Genomic DNA, 17,301 nt, shown 5'->3' on the forward strand with positions numbered 1-17,301 from the left:
CATCAAACGCGCAAAGCGAAAATTGTCGAAGGCTGGAGTTGAGGGTAATTTAAAGGAAGCGAGGGAATTGCTCAATGTGGCGATCGTGATGATAAGGGAGTTTGCCACGATTGACCTTGAGCATCCGGTAGGTATTCCAAGGTCAATCTTAAGCAATTGCCTTAACGGTTAGACTAAAACACGTAAACCGTCCAAACATTATTGGATGATCATCTCTTCCGTCTGAAGATCTACGCACAGTATGGAGCTGCGAGAATTGGTTCCGACGAGCAAATCAAGATACTTCTCGCGGTCTACTCCTAATACTGGTTGTGGTTGGCCGTTTTCATCAATAAATTGAACGCATGGATCATAGATCTTTGCATTCTCATCAAATTGATCGCCGATATACGCCACTTGATGAAATTGAAAACGCCCGGCAGATTGCTTTTTTGTCGACCCTAGGGGCCACAAAGAATTCAGACTAAAGCCTTGATCTGGAATGTTCGTGGTTTTTATCATTCCGATTTTCAGCGTGCCGCCAATGCTATTTGCCAGCAGAAGCAAAGCCCTGGAAAGGTCCACACAATCAACCGCAATTGGTCCTGCGAGGAGGCCTGAAATCGTTTCCATCAATTCAACCGCATCGATTTCCAAGGAACCGATAGGCATTTTATCCTGATCGTTGGTGCGATAGGTTGTAAATCGATTCACCCTGCCATCGTAGACAAAGTGGCTAGAGTTGGCCAATTCTTTGGTGATGAAGGTGGCAACTTCATCTGGATTCGTTGCTCCCGCAGCTAGCCGACAAGCATTGATGACCAATCCAACATGCGGTGGCGTATTTCTTGATGGATTCACGAGCTTAGGGTCGTGTGCAGCCCAAGGGAAAGTCGGGTAACCGACTGTCAGGTAGATGCAGACGTGCACGCGTTCGATATCAATCCACTCGGTTTCGAGGAGGGAAGGATCGCCGAGGCAATATTGCCACAGCCAGGTCTTTGGATATTCCCCAACGACCTTATGATCTGGAATCAATGGCTGCGTATCTACCTCAAAAGGTAAGTAGCCCGTGTACTTCCCGAAAGCAGAAATAAGTTTAGCTTCTGCATGATTGGCCCAAAAGTGGCATGCCATTGTTGTGACCAAATAAGATTCTTGTGGCCCTTCAATAATTGCACGTACATTCGAAACCCTGCATGCGAAATCTGGGTTGGAAGTCTCAAAAGAACACCAAACCAATTGATTTCCATTTATGGAGTCGATTGGATAAGCGACAATACAATTCGAATGCGGCGGATATTCGGGGGAAAACGGCCGATGCATCGCGAGTGCACGTGAGACATCATCACCAGAACGGTAATAAAACTTGGTTGCAGACAACTTGATCCCATCCTCGCGGATTTCACCTGTAGAAGGAGTGATCTCCCTCTTTGGAATTACACTTGGCGAACGAGGGATATTGGCAGAAGCTGCAAGGAGATTGAGTCCTGTCACTTGTTTTGCAACATCCGACAAGACGATGGAACAAGTGTAAAATCCGCAGGGTGTCGGTGCATACGGAAGATAACTGGGGACGCTCAACGCATGGTTGGTCGCTGGATCGGGATTCACTGCTTGCCAAGAACCAACAACAGATGAACTTGAGTTCGAAGGGAATGGCATGTTCACCATCGCAATTCCACCATTGCTGTCTGCAAAAACGACGGTTTGTGCGGTGATTTCGTGGATGAGTTCGACAGCTATTCCATTCTTGCACATCACCCAGATTTGGTTGATGGCGGGACTTGGGGTCATTTCCTTTACAAATGCAAATTCGATCCGAGACGTGCCAAAATTGATGAACCCGTTTGGCGAATCAGCTGCAATCAGATCAGCTGTTCCCATCAAACCATCAATGGTGCTAATCTTGGCGACAAAAACAGCACTTATTCCAAATTCAACTGTGTCCATTTGACTTTCCTGCCTGGAACGATCCCCGTCGCGTATGCGGTTTAGTGGAAATGCAGATCACATCGATGAAAACGGTCTATTTTCCGCCAGCGGCAACTGGGGCCACCAGGGTAAATGTCTCCCCATCATAACTGATATACCACTTCTGTCCTTCTGTCGGATCTTGGTCGTCAGTAAAACTGACGTCAACAGACATGCCCAACTGCTTGCAATCATCCATCACTGGAAAATTCTCCCCTGGAGCATCAATCACGGCGGTTCGTTCTTGATTGGACTCCACCGTTCCGATGGTACCTTGGCCATTTGTAGGAACCCGACTTACCAAATTGTACGTTCCGTCTCCGCCTTCGGCACCAGGGGTATTATACTTAACATACCACACTTGCCCCTTTGCCAAACTTGAGAATGCGCCATCGTAATACCAGGTAACAATTTTGCCACAAGTGACCGACGATGGCATTGAACTACCGAGCACCTTGACGGGCGCCACTGCACCTTGTTCGTCTATACCATCAAGCGTTATTTGACCGTTATCTTCCATGTTTATGTATTTTGAAGTTGGATTCTAAAAGGGTGAAGTTAGAAAAAATACGGACCGTTCCAAATGGTAGCCACCAATCGCTTGTGGTTTCCATGACAACCATGGATCCAAGAAGATCGTGGACGAAGGATTGATCAGTAGTAAGTCATCGTCTGAATTTGACCCAAAATAGAGCGAGAATCTCTATCTTGGCCCAATGAGTTTCCAGAATGTTGCCGGTGGAAATTGGAGAAGGTCCAAGAAGTCAATTCTGGTGGCTTGTTTTTTCGTCTTTGTCGTGGGCAATCTTTATTGTCAAATTGGGCAGCCCTTCATCACTAATTTTCTACCGACTTCCTACCGATCCCCCGATTACACCAGTTCACCCAATAACTGGGGGGTAATTGCAGATCGAAACGGGATCCTTTATTTTGGGAATGAAAATATCGTACTCACCTACGATGGCAAAAAGTGGGCTGCCGCACAAGGTACGCGGGACCAGAAATTTTTCAAGATGGCAGCGGGTAGAGACGGAAGGATTTACACCGGTGGGCTTGGTGATCTCGGTTCCTTTAGCGCCAATCGCAAGGGTGAAACCGTGTTTGAATCCATGCGCCATTTGCTTCCCAAAGAAGCACTTACATTTGAAAAAATCTTGAATGTCGTTTCGGATGGAAATGGCAATGTATACTTTTTAGACAAGAATTGGCTGTTCTGCTGGGACGGGAATAAATTTACCACTTGGCGAAGCAAAACGACCTATCGCAAAGCCTTTTCTACCCAAGGAAAGATTATCGTCCAGACCACCAATGACGGTCTTTGGTCATTTGAAAATGGTGTTAGTGGTAAAATCGGGAATTCGGAAGCCATCGATTCCCTCACCCTCAAAGGTGTGCATCTTCTATCGGCATCAAAGGGATCCACATCAATCCTTCTAACCAAGGACCAAGGGATGTACCTCTTTGATGGGCAAGGATTGGAAAAAATATCCTCCCCGATGGATAGCGTGGTGGTAATTAATACAAACACATTGCCCAATGGTAGAATCGCCGTTGCGACAGAGGAGCATGGTCTGTATATTTTGGATGTACAGGATCTGACTTTTACTGTCGTCAATGAAAACCAAGGCCTTCATTCAAATGAGCTCACGTTTCCTTATGCAGATGGTCGCGACAATATCTGGCTCGCCTCCCAGATCGGTGTCAGCAGCGTTCCGTATCCGATAGCATTGCGGAAAGTCAACTCAACTGGCAAAGCAAAGCCATTGGTAATGGCAATGTTTGATTACAAGGATGAGTTTTTTCTCGGCACAACCGTAGGTGGAAGGTTGTTGCAAAAAGACGATCCCGATTGTCGCTCACGAATCCTTCCTGAAAGCAATGGATTCGTCAATGGATTTGTTTTGTTTCAAGATGCTGTATTGATTGCATCGAGGAGAAGCGGCATTTTAAGCTACAAGAACGGGATCGAAAGCAAGATTTCGGATTACCCTGCAACGGCCATTTGCCTATCAAAAACGGAGCCCAATCGACTATTTATCGGCACTGACATAGGGTTATATTCCTTGCGCTGGGAGGATGGCAAATGGAAGGACGAGGGAAAAATCCAAGGGATTGAGCATGAGGTTAGGCACTTGCAGGCATTGCCCAATGGCGACTTGTGGGCGAGTTTTACCAAAGTTTCCCGCATACAATTCAAGCCTGGATTCACAAATCCGATTGTAACGACCTTTGATTCGACAAATGGTTTTGTGTCTGATCATCTCGAATTCGATTTGTCGGAGCATGATGGGAAGATCCTGTTTGGATCCAACCGGGGCATCTTTCACTTCGACGAAAGGCAACAGAAGCTCGTTCCAGAAACCCTGTTTGGGCAGCGCTTTGCCGACCAAGGCCATGGCGCACGCCACCTCACCCAAGACCTCCTAGGCCAAATCTGGCTCTACGACGGCACCCGCACAGGCTTCCTTCGCAAAGACCAAAACGGCCAATGGCAATGGAACGACCTCCCGCTCCGGCGCATGGAGGACCAGGAAGTCTGGTGCATTTACCCCAGCCCCGACAGCCTCATCTGGATCGGCACCACGACCACGCTGTATTGCTACGACCCGCGGATTCCGAAGGATTACCACGTTCCCTACCATACCCTCATCGACCGCGTGACCGTCAACGATACTCAGGTCGTTTTCTATGGCAATTATGCCGATGCCAACGGCCTTCTCACCGACATTCAGCCCGACAATTACAAGCTCACATTCCCATTCGAACGCAACAACATCGCATTCTCCTACACCGCCACAAGCTACGAATACCCCGAAAAAACCGTCTTCAGCCATTGGCTTGAAGGTTTGGAAGACGATTGGTCGCCGTGGGGACCCGAAAGCGACAAGGCCTACAACGACCTGCCCGAAGGCACTTACACCTTCCATGCCCGCTCCAAGAATCTCTACGACACCCTCGGCAAGGAAGCCGCTTATACCTTTACCATTCTGCCGCCATGGTACCGCACTTGGTGGGCTTATGCATTATATATGTTTGCCGCCATCGGCATGGTAGTTCTCATCGTGCGTTGGCAAGTCGGGCGCGCCAACCGCAAGCAGGAAGTCGCACGCGAGCGCGAGCGGCAACAGCAACGCGCCATCTTGCAAACCACCGTCGAAACCCAAGAGTCCGAACGCATCCGCATCGCGCGTGACCTGCACGACGAAGTCGGCGCCCTGCTCTCCACCGTCAAAATGAGCCTCAAACTCAGCCAACGCAAACTCGCCAAGGATGGCGTGGAAACTTCGCTGGACGAATCAACCGAAATGCTGGACTCGGCGATCGGCTCTGTGCGGCAGATTTCCCACGACCTTTTGCCGCCAAGTCTGGAGTCGCTCGGACTTTGTGCCGCCTTGGCCCAACTCGCCAGCAAAACCGCGCAGCTTTCAGGCATCCCCTTCGAATGCATCCTCATCCAAGAACCGCCAAGACTTGAGATTCGCACCGAACTCACCCTTTACCGCGTCGTCCAGGAATTGATTTCGAATTCGCTCAAGCATTCCCAAGCGACAGAACGCAAGCTTACGCTCGGGTATGCGGATGGGCAGTTCACCATGCTGTTTCAAGACAACGGTGTCGGATTTGACCTCTCCAAGGTCAAAGACAGCGGTGCCGGACTCGGACTTAGGGGAATGGAAAGCAGGGTGGATGCCCTGGGGGGCAAGCTGCGATTCGAAGCGGCACCGGGCCAAGGCTTTTTGGCAGAGATATCCTTGCGGGTCTAGATTGAACCTGCACCGCGATGTTACCACAGCGGATTTTTCCTATCTTTCCTCCCAAAGTGCCACAAGTGTCAAGTCCCAACCCCATCAAAGTCGCTCTCACCGATGACCACAAGCTCTTTCGCAAGGGCATGATCGCCTTGCTCGAAGATGCCGAAGGCATGCAAGTGCTCTTTGAGGCAGGCAACGGCATCGAATTGCTCCAAAAACTCTCCGAAGGAAACCTGCCCGATGTCATCCTGCTCGACATTACCATGCCGGAGATGGATGGCATCGCCGCCCTCCAACGCATTCGCAGCGAATTTCCCACGGTCAAGGTCGTCATGCTCACGATGAACCAAGACGACGCGATGATCCTGCACCTGATCGAATTGGGCGCCAACGGGTACCTGCTCAAGGAATCCGATCCGGACGAGGTCGAAATGGCCATCCGCGCGGTCATGGAAACTGGATTTTATTTCAATGACCGCGTTTCACGTGCCATGCTCTCCAAGATCGTAAAAGGCGACAAGTTCAAGCCGGTGTTCGCTGGTTTGGTGCAACTGACCGACCGCGAAGTTGAAATCTTGGACCATGTCTGCCGTGGCCTCACCAATCCGGAAATCGGCGACAAACTTTTTATCTCCGCGCGCACTGTCGAAGGTCACCGCCAAAACATCATGGAAAAAATGGGCGTGCGCAACACGGCTGGCATGATCATCTACGCCATCAAAAAAGGCTGGGTGGCGCTGGATGAAATCCAATAAGCAAACCCCAATGACGATCTTTGCAGATAGCGTACCAAGCGGCAGCGCCTGAAGAGATTTGGATATTCGGATTATCCTGTTGATTTTTCGGATGTGCAGTTCTCGCCACTTCAACGCATGACATCCATTTGGAACGATGATAAAAGACTTCGCCGACTTTTAGCCTCCGCCATTGCCCTCTTTGCGTTTGGCGTCAATTTGGGGATCAAAGGTTCAATTACCCTCGATTGGCAGCATCTTTACCGACCTGAGGATTTTCATACCTGGAGTGACCTTTGGCGGTTCATGAGCGAATTGCAAACGGGGATTTCACCCGTCTGGGCCTTTCTCGAAGTGAGTGCGCAATTGATCTTGGGCTCGACAGCGATTTTTTCCTTCGGACTCTACCCTTTGTCCATCGGGATCAATGCCTATTTGGGAACTATGGTATTTTCAAAGACGCGCCTTCAAGTCCTGATTTCTGGAGGGCTTTCATTGGTGTTTGCTGTAGCCATTCGGTTCATACACAAAGGCAATACCGAAATGTATGATATGTTGATGCCGGCGTTGATTTTGGGCTGGCTCGCGCTTTTGCAACAGTTGCGCAAGGGTGACGTCCAAAACCGAAGACTATTTTGGCTGAGTTTTGCTGCTGGGGCCGTCCTCAGTTTGCTTGAGCTTACCCGCACGCTCATTTTTCCGTTGATGCCGTTTTTTCTGGTGCTTTCCTTTTTGGCGATGCGGCCGTTGCCGGCGCGTTATTTTTTCGTGTTCCTCTTGCCACTGTTGTTGTTTTCAGGGAGTTGGCATCTCAAACAGGTTTTGTGCCACGATCAGCTCCATTGGAGCAACCACGATGGATTCAACATGCAAAAAAGTTGGGTCGATTTCATTGAAACCCCTAATGAGCGTTTCGAAGACGATCCGCCATTGTATGCGGGTGGCTTTGACAACATCAATACTGATCGGCATACCGCCTACAACAAGATCGTTCGCAAGAAGGTGAGGGAGGCCGTTTTGAAGCAGCCATTGCGCGCTACGCTACATCTCGGCCGGCGGCTTTTGGTACTGTATCAACCCAAAACGGTGCTTTTCATGGCAAAAACGCCCAGTTGGTTCAACTTTATCTATCGACCAGCGGTTTGGTTTTGTGGGCTATCTGTAGTCCTGCTCTTTTTGGCCTCGTTTTGGAGAATGCTCAGGGCGCCATTGCGAGGGCAGTCGTGGCGGGCATTTGGCCGGCCGGAAGTCGCCTCGGCGATCATCATTCTCCTGATCAGCGCCGTATTTGCAGCTGGCGAAGTCGGCGAAGAGGCCCGGTTTTTGATTTCTTTGTTGCCAATGTTGGCTGCGGCAGGCGGCGTGGTCGTCTCCAGTGAATTTCTGCTTCGAATGTGGAAGCGTTGAGTGGGGTCTTCGAAAGTCACGGATCAATTCAGACCAACTCGCTCCAAATCCCTGCGGAGTTCATGCACACGCCCGAAGGTGTAGCCGAGTGCAAGGCCGAGGTAGTTTGCATTTTGCAGAATTGCAACCCCAAAACCCCCATCACCGCTTCCCGACCACCTCAAATGCCTTCTGCAGCCTTTCGCCTTCCTCGTCGACCAAGGTGATCACGTGGTCCCCGGGCGTTGGGTTCAGGGCCATTTGGTGGAAGGTCTCCGTCGTACCGATGAAGGCCTTGTCCAAGTGCCAGTGAATCTTGCTGTCTTGCCGGCGGTGCGCCACCTCAAAAACCACACTGCTTGGATTGCCTTCGAGGTCGATCGGCACATAAACCTTGCTCATCGTCCTTGGATAGACAAATTCCATGTTGGCGCTGTTGGCCTCGGCCTCCGCGGCTTCCTTGCAATCGGCCCGCCAAGGCGGCAAGCTCATATAGTCCACATGCTTTTTGCGGTACCAATCCTCCATCGCCGGGGCAAGTACAAACCAAGGTTTGTGGACCATGTTGTAAGGGGATTCGCAGTCGCCATGCACTTGGAACTGCCCGCTTGGATCCAGGTGAACCATCTTGTGGTAAGGACAAGGTTCGGTGTTCAGTCCCCGTTTGGGCACACGCATCACCTCGAGTTCGTCGCAGACGTCGCTCGCACGGTGGCCGCTTTTTTTACAAATGGTCACCTGCTCCATGTCGTCAAACGGCTCGTCAAACCAGGTATTGGGCGTATGGATCATGTCGAAGAGGTCAAAAAGAATGGGTGCCGCCGCGTACAGGCCGATCAAGCCCGGCCGACCTTCGCCATCGGCATTGCCGGCCCAGACGGCCACGACATGCGTCGGCGTGACCCCGATCGCCCAAGCGTCGCGGTAGCCGTAGCTCGTGCCCGTCTTCCAAGCTACGCGGCGCGACGAACTGAAATTCATCCATTCGCTTTCGCCCTCGGGGCGGGCGAGTTCGAGCAGGGCGTCCAAGGTCGCGTAGCAGGAACCCGCGCTTAGTACCGTCTCATCGACCAAGGTCGGCTTGTAGTCGGTTTGGTGGGTGATGGATTTTTTCCATTCGAAGTTGGGCGCACGGAACTCATTGTCAATGTATTTGCCATTGAAGCGATGGTAGTCGTTCACGCAGCGCGCCATGCTCGCGTACATGCCCGCGAGGTCCCAGAGGCTTGCCTCCGCACCACCCAAGATCAGGGAAAGCCCGTAGTCGTCTGCCGGACGGTCGAGCGTGGTCATGCCAATTTCCTGGAGCCGCTGCAAAAATCGGTGGTGGCCATAGTCGCTCAGCATTCGGATCGCGGGGATGTTCAGCGAACGGGCCAAAGCCATTTTGGCGGGCACTGCCCCATCGAATGTACGGTTGTAATTCTGCGGATTGTAATTCCCATAGTAGGTCGGAATGTCGGGGACAAGGGTCTGGGGCAAGATTTCGCCGTCGTCGAGCATGGAGGCGAAGAGAAAGGGCTTGAGAATGCTTCCCGTGCTGCGCCTTGCCCGAATCACATCGACTTCGTGGCCGCTGCTGCTGTCGGTGGCCTCGGTATTGCCCACGTAGGCGATCACGTCACCCGATTCGACTTCCATCACGAGGGCCGCCGCATTGTGAACGCCATTTTCGAGGAGGCGGCGTTGGTGCATTTGCAGGATATGGCTCGCGCGGGCCTGCAGGTGCATGTCGAGCGTGGTGCGGGTGCGCTTTCCCGTGCCCGCCTCCGCAAATCCGCGGTCAAGCAGGTGGGGCGCAAGGTTGGGCAGGGGATGCGGTCGGTCGGGCAGCGGCTCCATGATGGCGAGGGCGTAGGTCGTCGAATCGAAGATTTCCTCTTCCCACATGCGGCGGAGTAGTCGGTCGCGTTTGGCTTTGAGTGCGGTGCGGTTTCGGCCGGGGTGAATGAGTTTGGGGCTGTTGGGCAAGACCGCCAGCGTCGCGCTTTCGGCCCAGCTGAGTTTGTCGGGGCCGCGTCCAAAGTACCGCCACGCCGCGGCATCCAGACCGACGACATTCCCGCCAAAGGGTGCATTCGAAGCGTACATCGCCAAAATCTCCTCCTTGGAATACTTCATTTCGACCCGAAGGGCAAGAACGGCTTCGATGGCCTTTTGAAAAATGTTGCGGCTTTGCCCTTTTCGGCTCATGCGCATGACCTGCATCGTCAGGGTGCTGCCGCCGCTCACCACACGTCCGCCTTTCAGGTTTTGAAGGGTGGCACGACCGAGGGAAATAAGATCGACCCCGGGGTGAATGTCAAAGCGGCGGTCTTCGAAGGTTACGATCGCCTTGGCGAATTTCTCGGGCACCGTGTCGGTCGCCGGGAAACGCCATTGGCCGTCGGCAGCGATGCGGGCACCGAGCAGGTTGCCATCGCGGTCTTCGAGGACCATGGAGAGCGGGTCTTCGAAGAGCTGTTTGGGCAGGAGGAAAAATTGCCACCAAATCCCGAAGGCCAGCAGCCACAGCAGCAGCTTCCACCGCGGCTGGAAAAGCTTCCGGCGCAGCTTGCCGAGGCCCGACCGTCCCCTGCGGACGATTTGGGAAGTTTTTTGGAGGAATGAATTCATCGGAATGGTGGCTGTCGAGGAATTTTGGGAGTATTAAACGCAAAGGGCGCGGAGGTTCGCAGAGGGCGCAAAGTTCAAATGTGACTTTGCGGCCCTTTGCGCGCTCTGCGGTTTTTTCCTCAGGAATCAGCAGGCTCCACAACCGTCACCCATTGTCCAGGGATTCTTGCCGAAATCGAATTGTCGTACATCGCCTCCACATAAACTGTCGGAAGGTAAAACTTGCCGAGGTAGGAAGCATTCAGCAGGATTCGGAAGGTTTTCTCATTCGGCTCCGTTTTCCGGGTGGGGTAGGCCCAAGGGAATTTGTACTTCTGCCCGGGCGAACCCAAGTCAAAATACGTGAGCACCCTGTCGTCGCGGATGTCTTGGTATTCCGGAATCGAAATCGCCTTTTCGAAGTTGGTGCCGTCGAGGCGGGTGTTGTGAATTTCCCATCCGCTGGCAAAAATCTCGGTCAAGGCCAATTCGTCGAGGTCGCCTTTTGTGCCCGGATTCTTGAGTGTGATTTCGGCCACGAAATCGGTACCCTGCTCCAAGGAAGTGACATCGATCGCGCCGCCCTCCATGTCGAGATAGTCGATCGCCAAGCTGATATGGTTTTGACGTGCGTCCTGATCCCCGACAACGGGAATGCCTTCGGAGATGACCCGCACAAAGAGGATGCTGCCTCCTTTGTTCTTGACTTCGACGCGGCCATCCTTGCCACTTGCCATCAAATCAACTTGGGAAATGGGTTTGGTGCTGCTGCCATCCTGCCATTCGCCGCCATTGATGCGGTAAGCGTATTCCATCTTGGCATTTTGGTTGTTGACCCCGGCATATTTGGCCATTGCGATCAGGCTGTAGCCCGTCGTCTGCGTGCTCATAAAGTCCTGCGAAGACAAGGCTTTCGCAATTTTTTTGGACAAATCCGCCCCGCGCACACGGTTGCCGATGATGCCGATGCACTCGAGAATGATGGCTTGGTCACGCACGTCATCGCCGTAAGTGAAGCCCAATTCCTGATACTGCGGCACGGCAATGGCCAAGTCCTGCGTGAGCTTGACTGCCGTCTCTGGCTGCCCCGCCAATTTGTAGGCTGCGGCAAGCCGCCATTTTGCGACGTTGTCGATGCCCGGCAATTCCCGCAATCGGTTCATCGCGCCCAATTCCGGCGAACCCGCCAAGGCCAGCAAGTACAGGCGGTCACCTTGGATCACCTGATCCGGGCGACTCGTGCTTGACCAGTTTTTCGCAGCCTTCTTCTGGAAAGCGATCCACTTGCTGAGGAAGGACTGCGAAACGCGGTAGCCCTTGTTTTTGGCTTCGATCACGAAGTTGCCCGCATAGTTGGTGCCCCATTCGCTGATTTCTCCCGTTCCCGGCCAATACGAGAGCCCGCCCGATGCTTGCTGAAAGCTCTCCAAGCGGTCGAGTCCCGCGCGGATGTTTTTGTCGATCTGCAACTTGGCTGCTTGTGGCATCTCCATCAAGTTGGAAACGTAGAGCTGCGGAAATACTGCCGAAGTCGTTTGTTCCACGCAGCCATGGGGATATTGCAACAGATAATGGAGCCGTTTGCCGAGGTTGATCGGCGGAATCGTACTGAGTTCGAGCGTGCCTTTGTTGGTTCCCGCCATACCCGGATAGGCATAGCCATAGGCCCAGCTTTCATTCGCATCAATGGCTTTTTCCTGCACATTGACCACCTTCGGATTGGGGTTGCGCACATCAATGTCGATGTGGTACACCGCAACTTCGCTGCCTGAGGTGGCGGTGACTTTGACTGTCCCCTTGCCGATGCGCTCTTTGACTTTCAGGTCGAAGGTCACCAATTCGTCGCCGGGTCTGGCAAATTGGATGGACTTGTTCGCGCTGCCATTGACCGTGAAGAGGTCACTTGCGCTAAGTTTGACACTGACATTTTTGACGTTGTTTTCCATCGCGAAGACGGAAACCGGCAGACGAACTTCCTCGCCCGGGCCGAGTACACGGGGGAGCGTGCCCATGACCATGAGTGGCTTGCGCACAGGTGTGGCCTTTTGTGCAGAGCCGTAGGCGCTCTCTTGACGGGCGACGACCATCGTGCGGACGGAGCCGACGTAGTTGGGCATCATGAAGCTGTGGCGTTTGGTTTCGCCGGCTTTCAAGGAGAATGGCCCCATGAATTTGACGACGGGTTTGAACCGGTTTTGCTTGGTGCCTTCTTTGGGTGCCATGCCATCGTCACCGCCGATGCCCAAAAGCTTGGTCAGATCTGCACCGTAGGCTCCAATGACTTTGTCATATAGGTCCCAGGTTTTGACGTCGAGTGCCTCGCGGGCATAAAAGTCAGCCCAGGGATTGGGCGTCTCGAAGCGGGTGAGATCCAACAAGCCTTCGTCCACCACGGCGACCGTGTAAGTCATCGGTTTGCCGGTGGCTTCGCTCACTCCAATGTCTACACGTTCCATGGGTTCAAGTACCTCGGCCATTTGGATACGGGGCTTGAGCTCGGTCATGGGGTCCGTGACCTCGATGGGGATCACGCCATACATACGCATGGGCATGTCGTTCACGGTCTGCGCATGCGGCTGGATGAGGCTGACGTGGGCGTAAATGTTGGGCGCCATTTCGGCAGTGGCTTTGAAGCTGAATGTCGCGGCATCCATCCCCGTGGATTCGACCCAATGCGTCGACAGCACCTTTGCCCCGGACTCCAGGCTCACCAAGGCGCGTCCTGATTTGCCCGTCGGAATGGTGAGTGTCACGTTGTCGCCGACTTTGTATTTGTCTTTGTCCGCGCTAAATGTGAGCATGGTCGCTCCGCCGGGATTGTCCTTTTGGGCACGTCCCGCCCAGCCGGGCCAATCAATGTAGATGACTTGGCCTGTGCAGTGACCGCCTTCGTCGCATGCACGCACCATGTAGCGGCCCCATGCAGGGTACTTGACATTAAATTTCCAGGAGCCTTGTCCGTCCTTGAGGGTGATGCTTTCCTTGAGCACCTCCTCTTGGTAGAATTTTTCGTTGTAGCTCGTTTCGCTGTTGGCGGCTTGATCCCACCACCATTTCCAATCCAATTTGTACAAGGCGACATCGACCTTGCGTGTTCCGTTCGGATTGCCGCTTGCGTCAACGGCGACGATTTGGACTTTGTGGTCAGTGTCAGTGAGCAACATGCCACGCGCCTTGTCGCCCTTCGGGACCTTGATGCCGACAAACCTTTCGTAGGGATAGTAGGGAATGCTGAAACGGTCCGTACTGAAGGCGCCTCCGGGTTCAAATACCTTCGTCACGAAATTGGCACTGAGCAAGCCTGGAGCTTCGCCTTCAAGGTCAATCTTGAGCGGAACTTTCGCTTGCCCATTTTCGTCCACCGAACCTTCAAAAATGGTCTGCTGCTCCGAGTCGAATGTACGTACGGGGTCGTCAAATTCGTAGTCGACGTATCGCTTGAACGAGGTCGGAATGCTTTTGAGGGAGACGTTCACGTCAGCTTTCATGTTTTTGGCAATCGCGCCGTGCAGCCAGCGCACTTCCAATTCGCCTTTCAAATCCTCCATGGATTTGCTCAGGAATTCCTTGCCGAAGTCGATTTTGATCTTGAGGCGATTGGGCATGACCGTTTCGATTTTCAAGGTCTTTTCGAAGCTCGCGCCGCCGACATCCACACGCAGGTTGTAATTTCCGGTTGGGGCACTGCTTGCGGTTTCTGTTTGGTATGTGTAGACGCCATTGAGGTGCGTCGTCTTGATCGCCTTGTTCACGACTTGGCCCAAGGAATTGGTGAGCGTAAAGGTCACAGGGTGGTCGGCGGGCAATGTCTTGAGTTTGTCTTCGAGCATGAAGGTCGTGAAGATGGAATCCCCCGGACGCCAAACGCCCCTTTCGCCGTAGATGAAGCCTTTGACACCTTTGTAGTAACGTTGACCGCTGATGTCAAACTTGCTCAGGGAGAGCGCGTAGCCGTCGCCGAGTTTGAGGTAGCCGCGCTGATTGCCTTGTTTGGCGACGACGACAAAGGGAACGGTGCCGACATCCGCCTTGGCGGTGCCATAGCTGTCCGTGGAAACGCGCTTCAGGATTTGCTGTTGGTAGTCATAGATTTCGAGCTCGACGCCGGCGAGCGGCGCAGTCGAATGCAAGTCATTGACAATGATCGTCATGCTGCCATCGGTGCCGCGTTTGGCGATGATGCCGAGGTCGCTTGCCAGCACGTTGCGGGCCGCTTCCTTGCTTTGATAGGTGTAATAGGCTTTGTGGCAAGGATTTTCGCGGTTGTCCCAAGCTTCGCCGTAGTCATAATCGTCATAGTAGCTCCAATAGCTGCTTTCGTCGTCCATGTTGTCGCTCCAAGCTCCCTCTTCAGGTTCTTGCTTGGGCTTTTCCTCTTCGTCGGCAGCTTCCGGTTCGCCTTCGCAGGTATAAATGGAATGCGCCTTGGAAAAATTGACCGACACGCGGTAGATGGCACCCGGCTCCGAATTGATGAGCGAACCAAGGTCGATCACGTGGCGGTTCCATTGGTGCAGGTTCAAGGATTTGTCGCCATCCAACCGGATGGTGCTTTTGTGCACGACCTTGCCGACGCGTGCGAGTTCGCGGTCGCCTTCGAGGTCATTCACTTGCAGGAATTGCAGGATGTTCTTTTCGTAGATTTTGGTGATTTTGAGATCGACGGCTTTCAGGCTCACCGCTTCGAAGGCAAACGGCAATTTCGTTCCAGCGCGGGGCAGGATGTTGCCGTTGCCGGCAATGCGAACCTGCGGCTTGACTTCTTCAAATTGAAGGTCAAAGGTTTGTTGATTCTTGAGCTTGTGTCCGAGGATGTTCTGCACCCCTGGTTCGACCACGATCGTATGCTCACCGGTGACGCGAGTGATCGGGAAAACCTTGACATCGTTGCCTTCCACGAGGTAGCGCAAGTTCACATTGGCGATGGTGATAAGGCCGTTCAGGTCTTGCGAGCGACGAATTGGATCGCTGAAGGTGAGCACGACGTATTGGTCTGGATTGTTGTAAGGCTTGTATTCGACGACTTTGAAATCCCCCAATGCCGGGACCGTCACTTCGGATGTTCCTTCCTTTTCGACGTTAATTTCATCGCCGTCCCAAGCCAATTCCACTTTGGATGCCGAATTTCCACGCCGCACACTGTCAAGCCTGAAGGTATGTTCGCGGCCGTCGAGGCTATGGCTCCATTTGATCTTGAATTCGTTGCCGTCTTGCTGAGCGGAAAGGACTTCCTCGACCAGATTGCCGTATTCAAAGTCTGCCGTCGTCAGTGTTCCGTTGACCGCTTGCCAGATGAGCTTTGTTTTGTCAAGGGTTTCGATGCCCAACACACTGACTTCAAAGTTTTGTTTTTCGGTCTCAAACTGAAAGGGAAAGGTTTGGAGCGGCTCTTCCAAGTCCTTGATGTATTCGCCGAGCTTGAATTCGCCCTTGTAGTATTGGTCGGTGGGCATCGGTTCCTTGGGCTCGAATTGAATCGTGCGTTCGTCGATCCAAACTGCTGTGCCTTCAACTTCAGGGTCAAATTCGAATGGGTTTTCCGTCAGGGTTACGCCGATTTGGGCAGTTTGGGCCACGTTTTCGTTCAGGCGAACCTTGATCGTGCTTTGTCTGGAGATTTTTCCGGTGGTGTAGGCGGAAATGTAGGGGGCAAATGCTTCGTCAAACTTGTATTCGCGGGGTTCCTGTTTGGAACTGCAAGACGCGAGCAGCAGCAGGACGAGTGTAGCAAGAAATGTTTGGGTGAGAGATTGGGCGTTAAAAATCTTCATGGGAGTGAATAAAAATCGTTCTTGGCAAATTGAATCAATGCTGCCCGAATATACTCCGGGACAGACGCTGAGGTTCCGTCTCAAAGTAGTAAAAATCGGTCAACTATTTTCAAAAATTAGCCAAAATCACCTCGCCACCTGACCTGTGTCGGTTTGCTTGGAGCTTTGCTCTCCAATCGAAGGGTTCAGCTCACTTTTCCGATCACAACCGACGTCATGGACAGCGATCCACCGACGGGAATGTCATTGAAAAAGGCGAGGCGGTCGTCTTTGGATTGCGTCCCCAAGACGTAGAGCAAGGGCAGGTAATGTTCGGGTGTGGGGATCGCAAGTTGCGCGGATTTCCCCAAGGCTTGGTAATTGATCAGGGCCGAATGGTTGCCTTCGACGATGTGTTTCTTGAAGGTTTCGTTGATCTCCGTTGCCCAGTCGTAGGCGAAGGGGACGTTAAAGTCGCGGTTCCAAGCGACCATGCCCAAATTGTGCACGATGTTACCGCTGCCGATGATCAGCACGCCTTTGTTGCGGAGGGCTGCGAGTTCTTGCGCGAGTTCGTAGTGGTATTGTGGGGACTGGGTATAGTCCAAGCTGATTTGTACAATGGGGATGTCGGCATTTGGCCACATGTTGCGGGTGACGCTCCAACATCCGTGGTCGAGGCCCCAATTGCTGTCGGCTGCGACTGGGGTTTTGTGAACCAAAGCCTGCGTTTCGCCGACCAACCATGGGCTGCCTTTCGCCGGGTATTGCACGTCAAACAATTCCTGCGGAAATCCGCCGAAGTCATGAATGGTGGGTGGCAGTTCTTGGGCGGTAACCTTGGTGCCCTTGGTTTCCCAGTGTGCCGAGACCATCAGAATCGCCTTCGGATGCGGAAGTTTGGCGGCTACAGCGCGCATTTCCCGGGAAAAAACGTTGTCTTCGATGGCGTTCATTGGGCTACCATGGCCGACAAACAAGGCCGGCATCGTTTCTGTCGGACCGAGTCCATCGAGCAATTGATGCAGTGCTTTCAGTTTCATAGTTGCCCCGGCGAATGCAGTGATGCCTGCGATTTTGAGAAATGTTTTCCGATCCATCTTTGGCTGCCGAATAGATTCCCCGGCATCA

At 52.9% G+C, this 17,301-nt stretch carries 8 protein-coding genes; 3 read left to right on the plus strand and 5 right to left on the minus strand.

Annotated elements, in window-relative coordinates:
- Nucleotides 1-198 precede the first annotated feature (198 nt).
- Nucleotides 199-1,932, minus strand: coding sequence for a hypothetical protein (locus tag IPN95_00450; protein ID MBK9447890.1), 1,734 nt, complete (start codon nt 1,930-1,932; stop codon nt 199-201).
- A 76-nt stretch (nt 1,933-2,008) separates the two neighbouring features.
- A complete protein-coding gene (locus IPN95_00455) occupies nt 2,009-2,473 on the minus strand; it encodes a hypothetical protein (GenBank protein ID MBK9447891.1) in 465 nt (154 codons plus the stop codon).
- Between the two features lie 196 nt (nt 2,474-2,669).
- Between IPN95_00455 and IPN95_00460 the strand changes: the two genes are divergently transcribed.
- From IPN95_00460 to IPN95_00470, 3 genes are all read left to right on the plus strand, one after another.
- On the plus strand, nt 2,670-5,717 hold the full coding sequence (locus IPN95_00460) for a hypothetical protein (GenBank protein ID MBK9447892.1): 3,048 nt from the start codon (nt 2,670-2,672) through the stop codon (nt 5,715-5,717).
- A gap of 17 nt (nt 5,718-5,734) precedes the next feature.
- Complete coding sequence (locus IPN95_00465) at nt 5,735-6,460, plus strand: response regulator transcription factor (GenBank protein MBK9447893.1); 726 nt, start codon at nt 5,735-5,737, stop codon at nt 6,458-6,460.
- 117 nt (nt 6,461-6,577) lie between these two features.
- Nucleotides 6,578-7,846, plus strand: coding sequence for a hypothetical protein (locus tag IPN95_00470; protein ID MBK9447894.1), 1,269 nt, complete (start codon nt 6,578-6,580; stop codon nt 7,844-7,846).
- 141 nt (nt 7,847-7,987) lie between these two features.
- On the opposite strand, the gene pbpC is transcribed toward IPN95_00470, so the two are convergent.
- The 3 genes from pbpC to ygiD all read right to left on the minus strand — a co-directional run bounded on the left by pbpC (nt 7,988) and on the right by ygiD (nt 17,270).
- Entirely contained in the window at nt 7,988-10,441 is a 2,454-nt protein-coding gene (pbpC, locus tag IPN95_00475; GenBank protein MBK9447895.1) for a penicillin-binding protein 1C, read from the minus strand.
- A 119-nt stretch (nt 10,442-10,560) separates the two neighbouring features.
- Nucleotides 10,561-16,191, minus strand: coding sequence for a hypothetical protein (locus tag IPN95_00480; GenBank protein ID MBK9447896.1), 5,631 nt, complete (start codon nt 16,189-16,191; stop codon nt 10,561-10,563).
- A gap of 185 nt (nt 16,192-16,376) precedes the next feature.
- The gene (ygiD, locus tag IPN95_00485) at nt 16,377-17,270 is read right to left on the minus strand and encodes a 4,5-DOPA dioxygenase extradiol (protein MBK9447897.1); all 894 of its coding nucleotides are present in this window, start codon (nt 17,268-17,270) and stop codon (nt 16,377-16,379) included.
- Nucleotides 17,271-17,301 lie beyond the last annotated feature (31 nt).

The organism is Bacteroidota bacterium (assembly GCA_016718825.1).
Classification (GTDB): Bacteria; Bacteroidota; Bacteroidia; order J057; family JADKCL01; genus JADKCL01.

What these genes read in the sequence shown, in the direction of transcription:
- ygiD (MBK9447897.1), bottom strand. Translation starts at nt 17,270, where the DNA reads ATGGATCGGAAAACATTTCTCAAAATCGCAGGCATCACTGCATTCGCC.
- IPN95_00465 (MBK9447893.1), top strand. Translation starts at nt 5,735, where the DNA reads ATGTTACCACAGCGGATTTTTCCTATCTTTCCTCCCAAAGTGCCACAA.
- IPN95_00470 (MBK9447894.1), top strand. Translation starts at nt 6,578, where the DNA reads ATGACATCCATTTGGAACGATGATAAAAGACTTCGCCGACTTTTAGCC.
- IPN95_00455 (MBK9447891.1), bottom strand. Translation starts at nt 2,473, where the DNA reads ATGGAAGATAACGGTCAAATAACGCTTGATGGTATAGACGAACAAGGT.
- IPN95_00480 (MBK9447896.1), bottom strand. Translation starts at nt 16,191, where the DNA reads ATGAAGATTTTTAACGCCCAATCTCTCACCCAAACATTTCTTGCTACA.
- IPN95_00450 (MBK9447890.1), bottom strand. Translation starts at nt 1,932, where the DNA reads ATGGACACAGTTGAATTTGGAATAAGTGCTGTTTTTGTCGCCAAGATT.
- pbpC (MBK9447895.1), bottom strand. Translation starts at nt 10,441, where the DNA reads ATGAATTCATTCCTCCAAAAAACTTCCCAAATCGTCCGCAGGGGACGG.
- IPN95_00460 (MBK9447892.1), top strand. Translation starts at nt 2,670, where the DNA reads ATGAGTTTCCAGAATGTTGCCGGTGGAAATTGGAGAAGGTCCAAGAAG.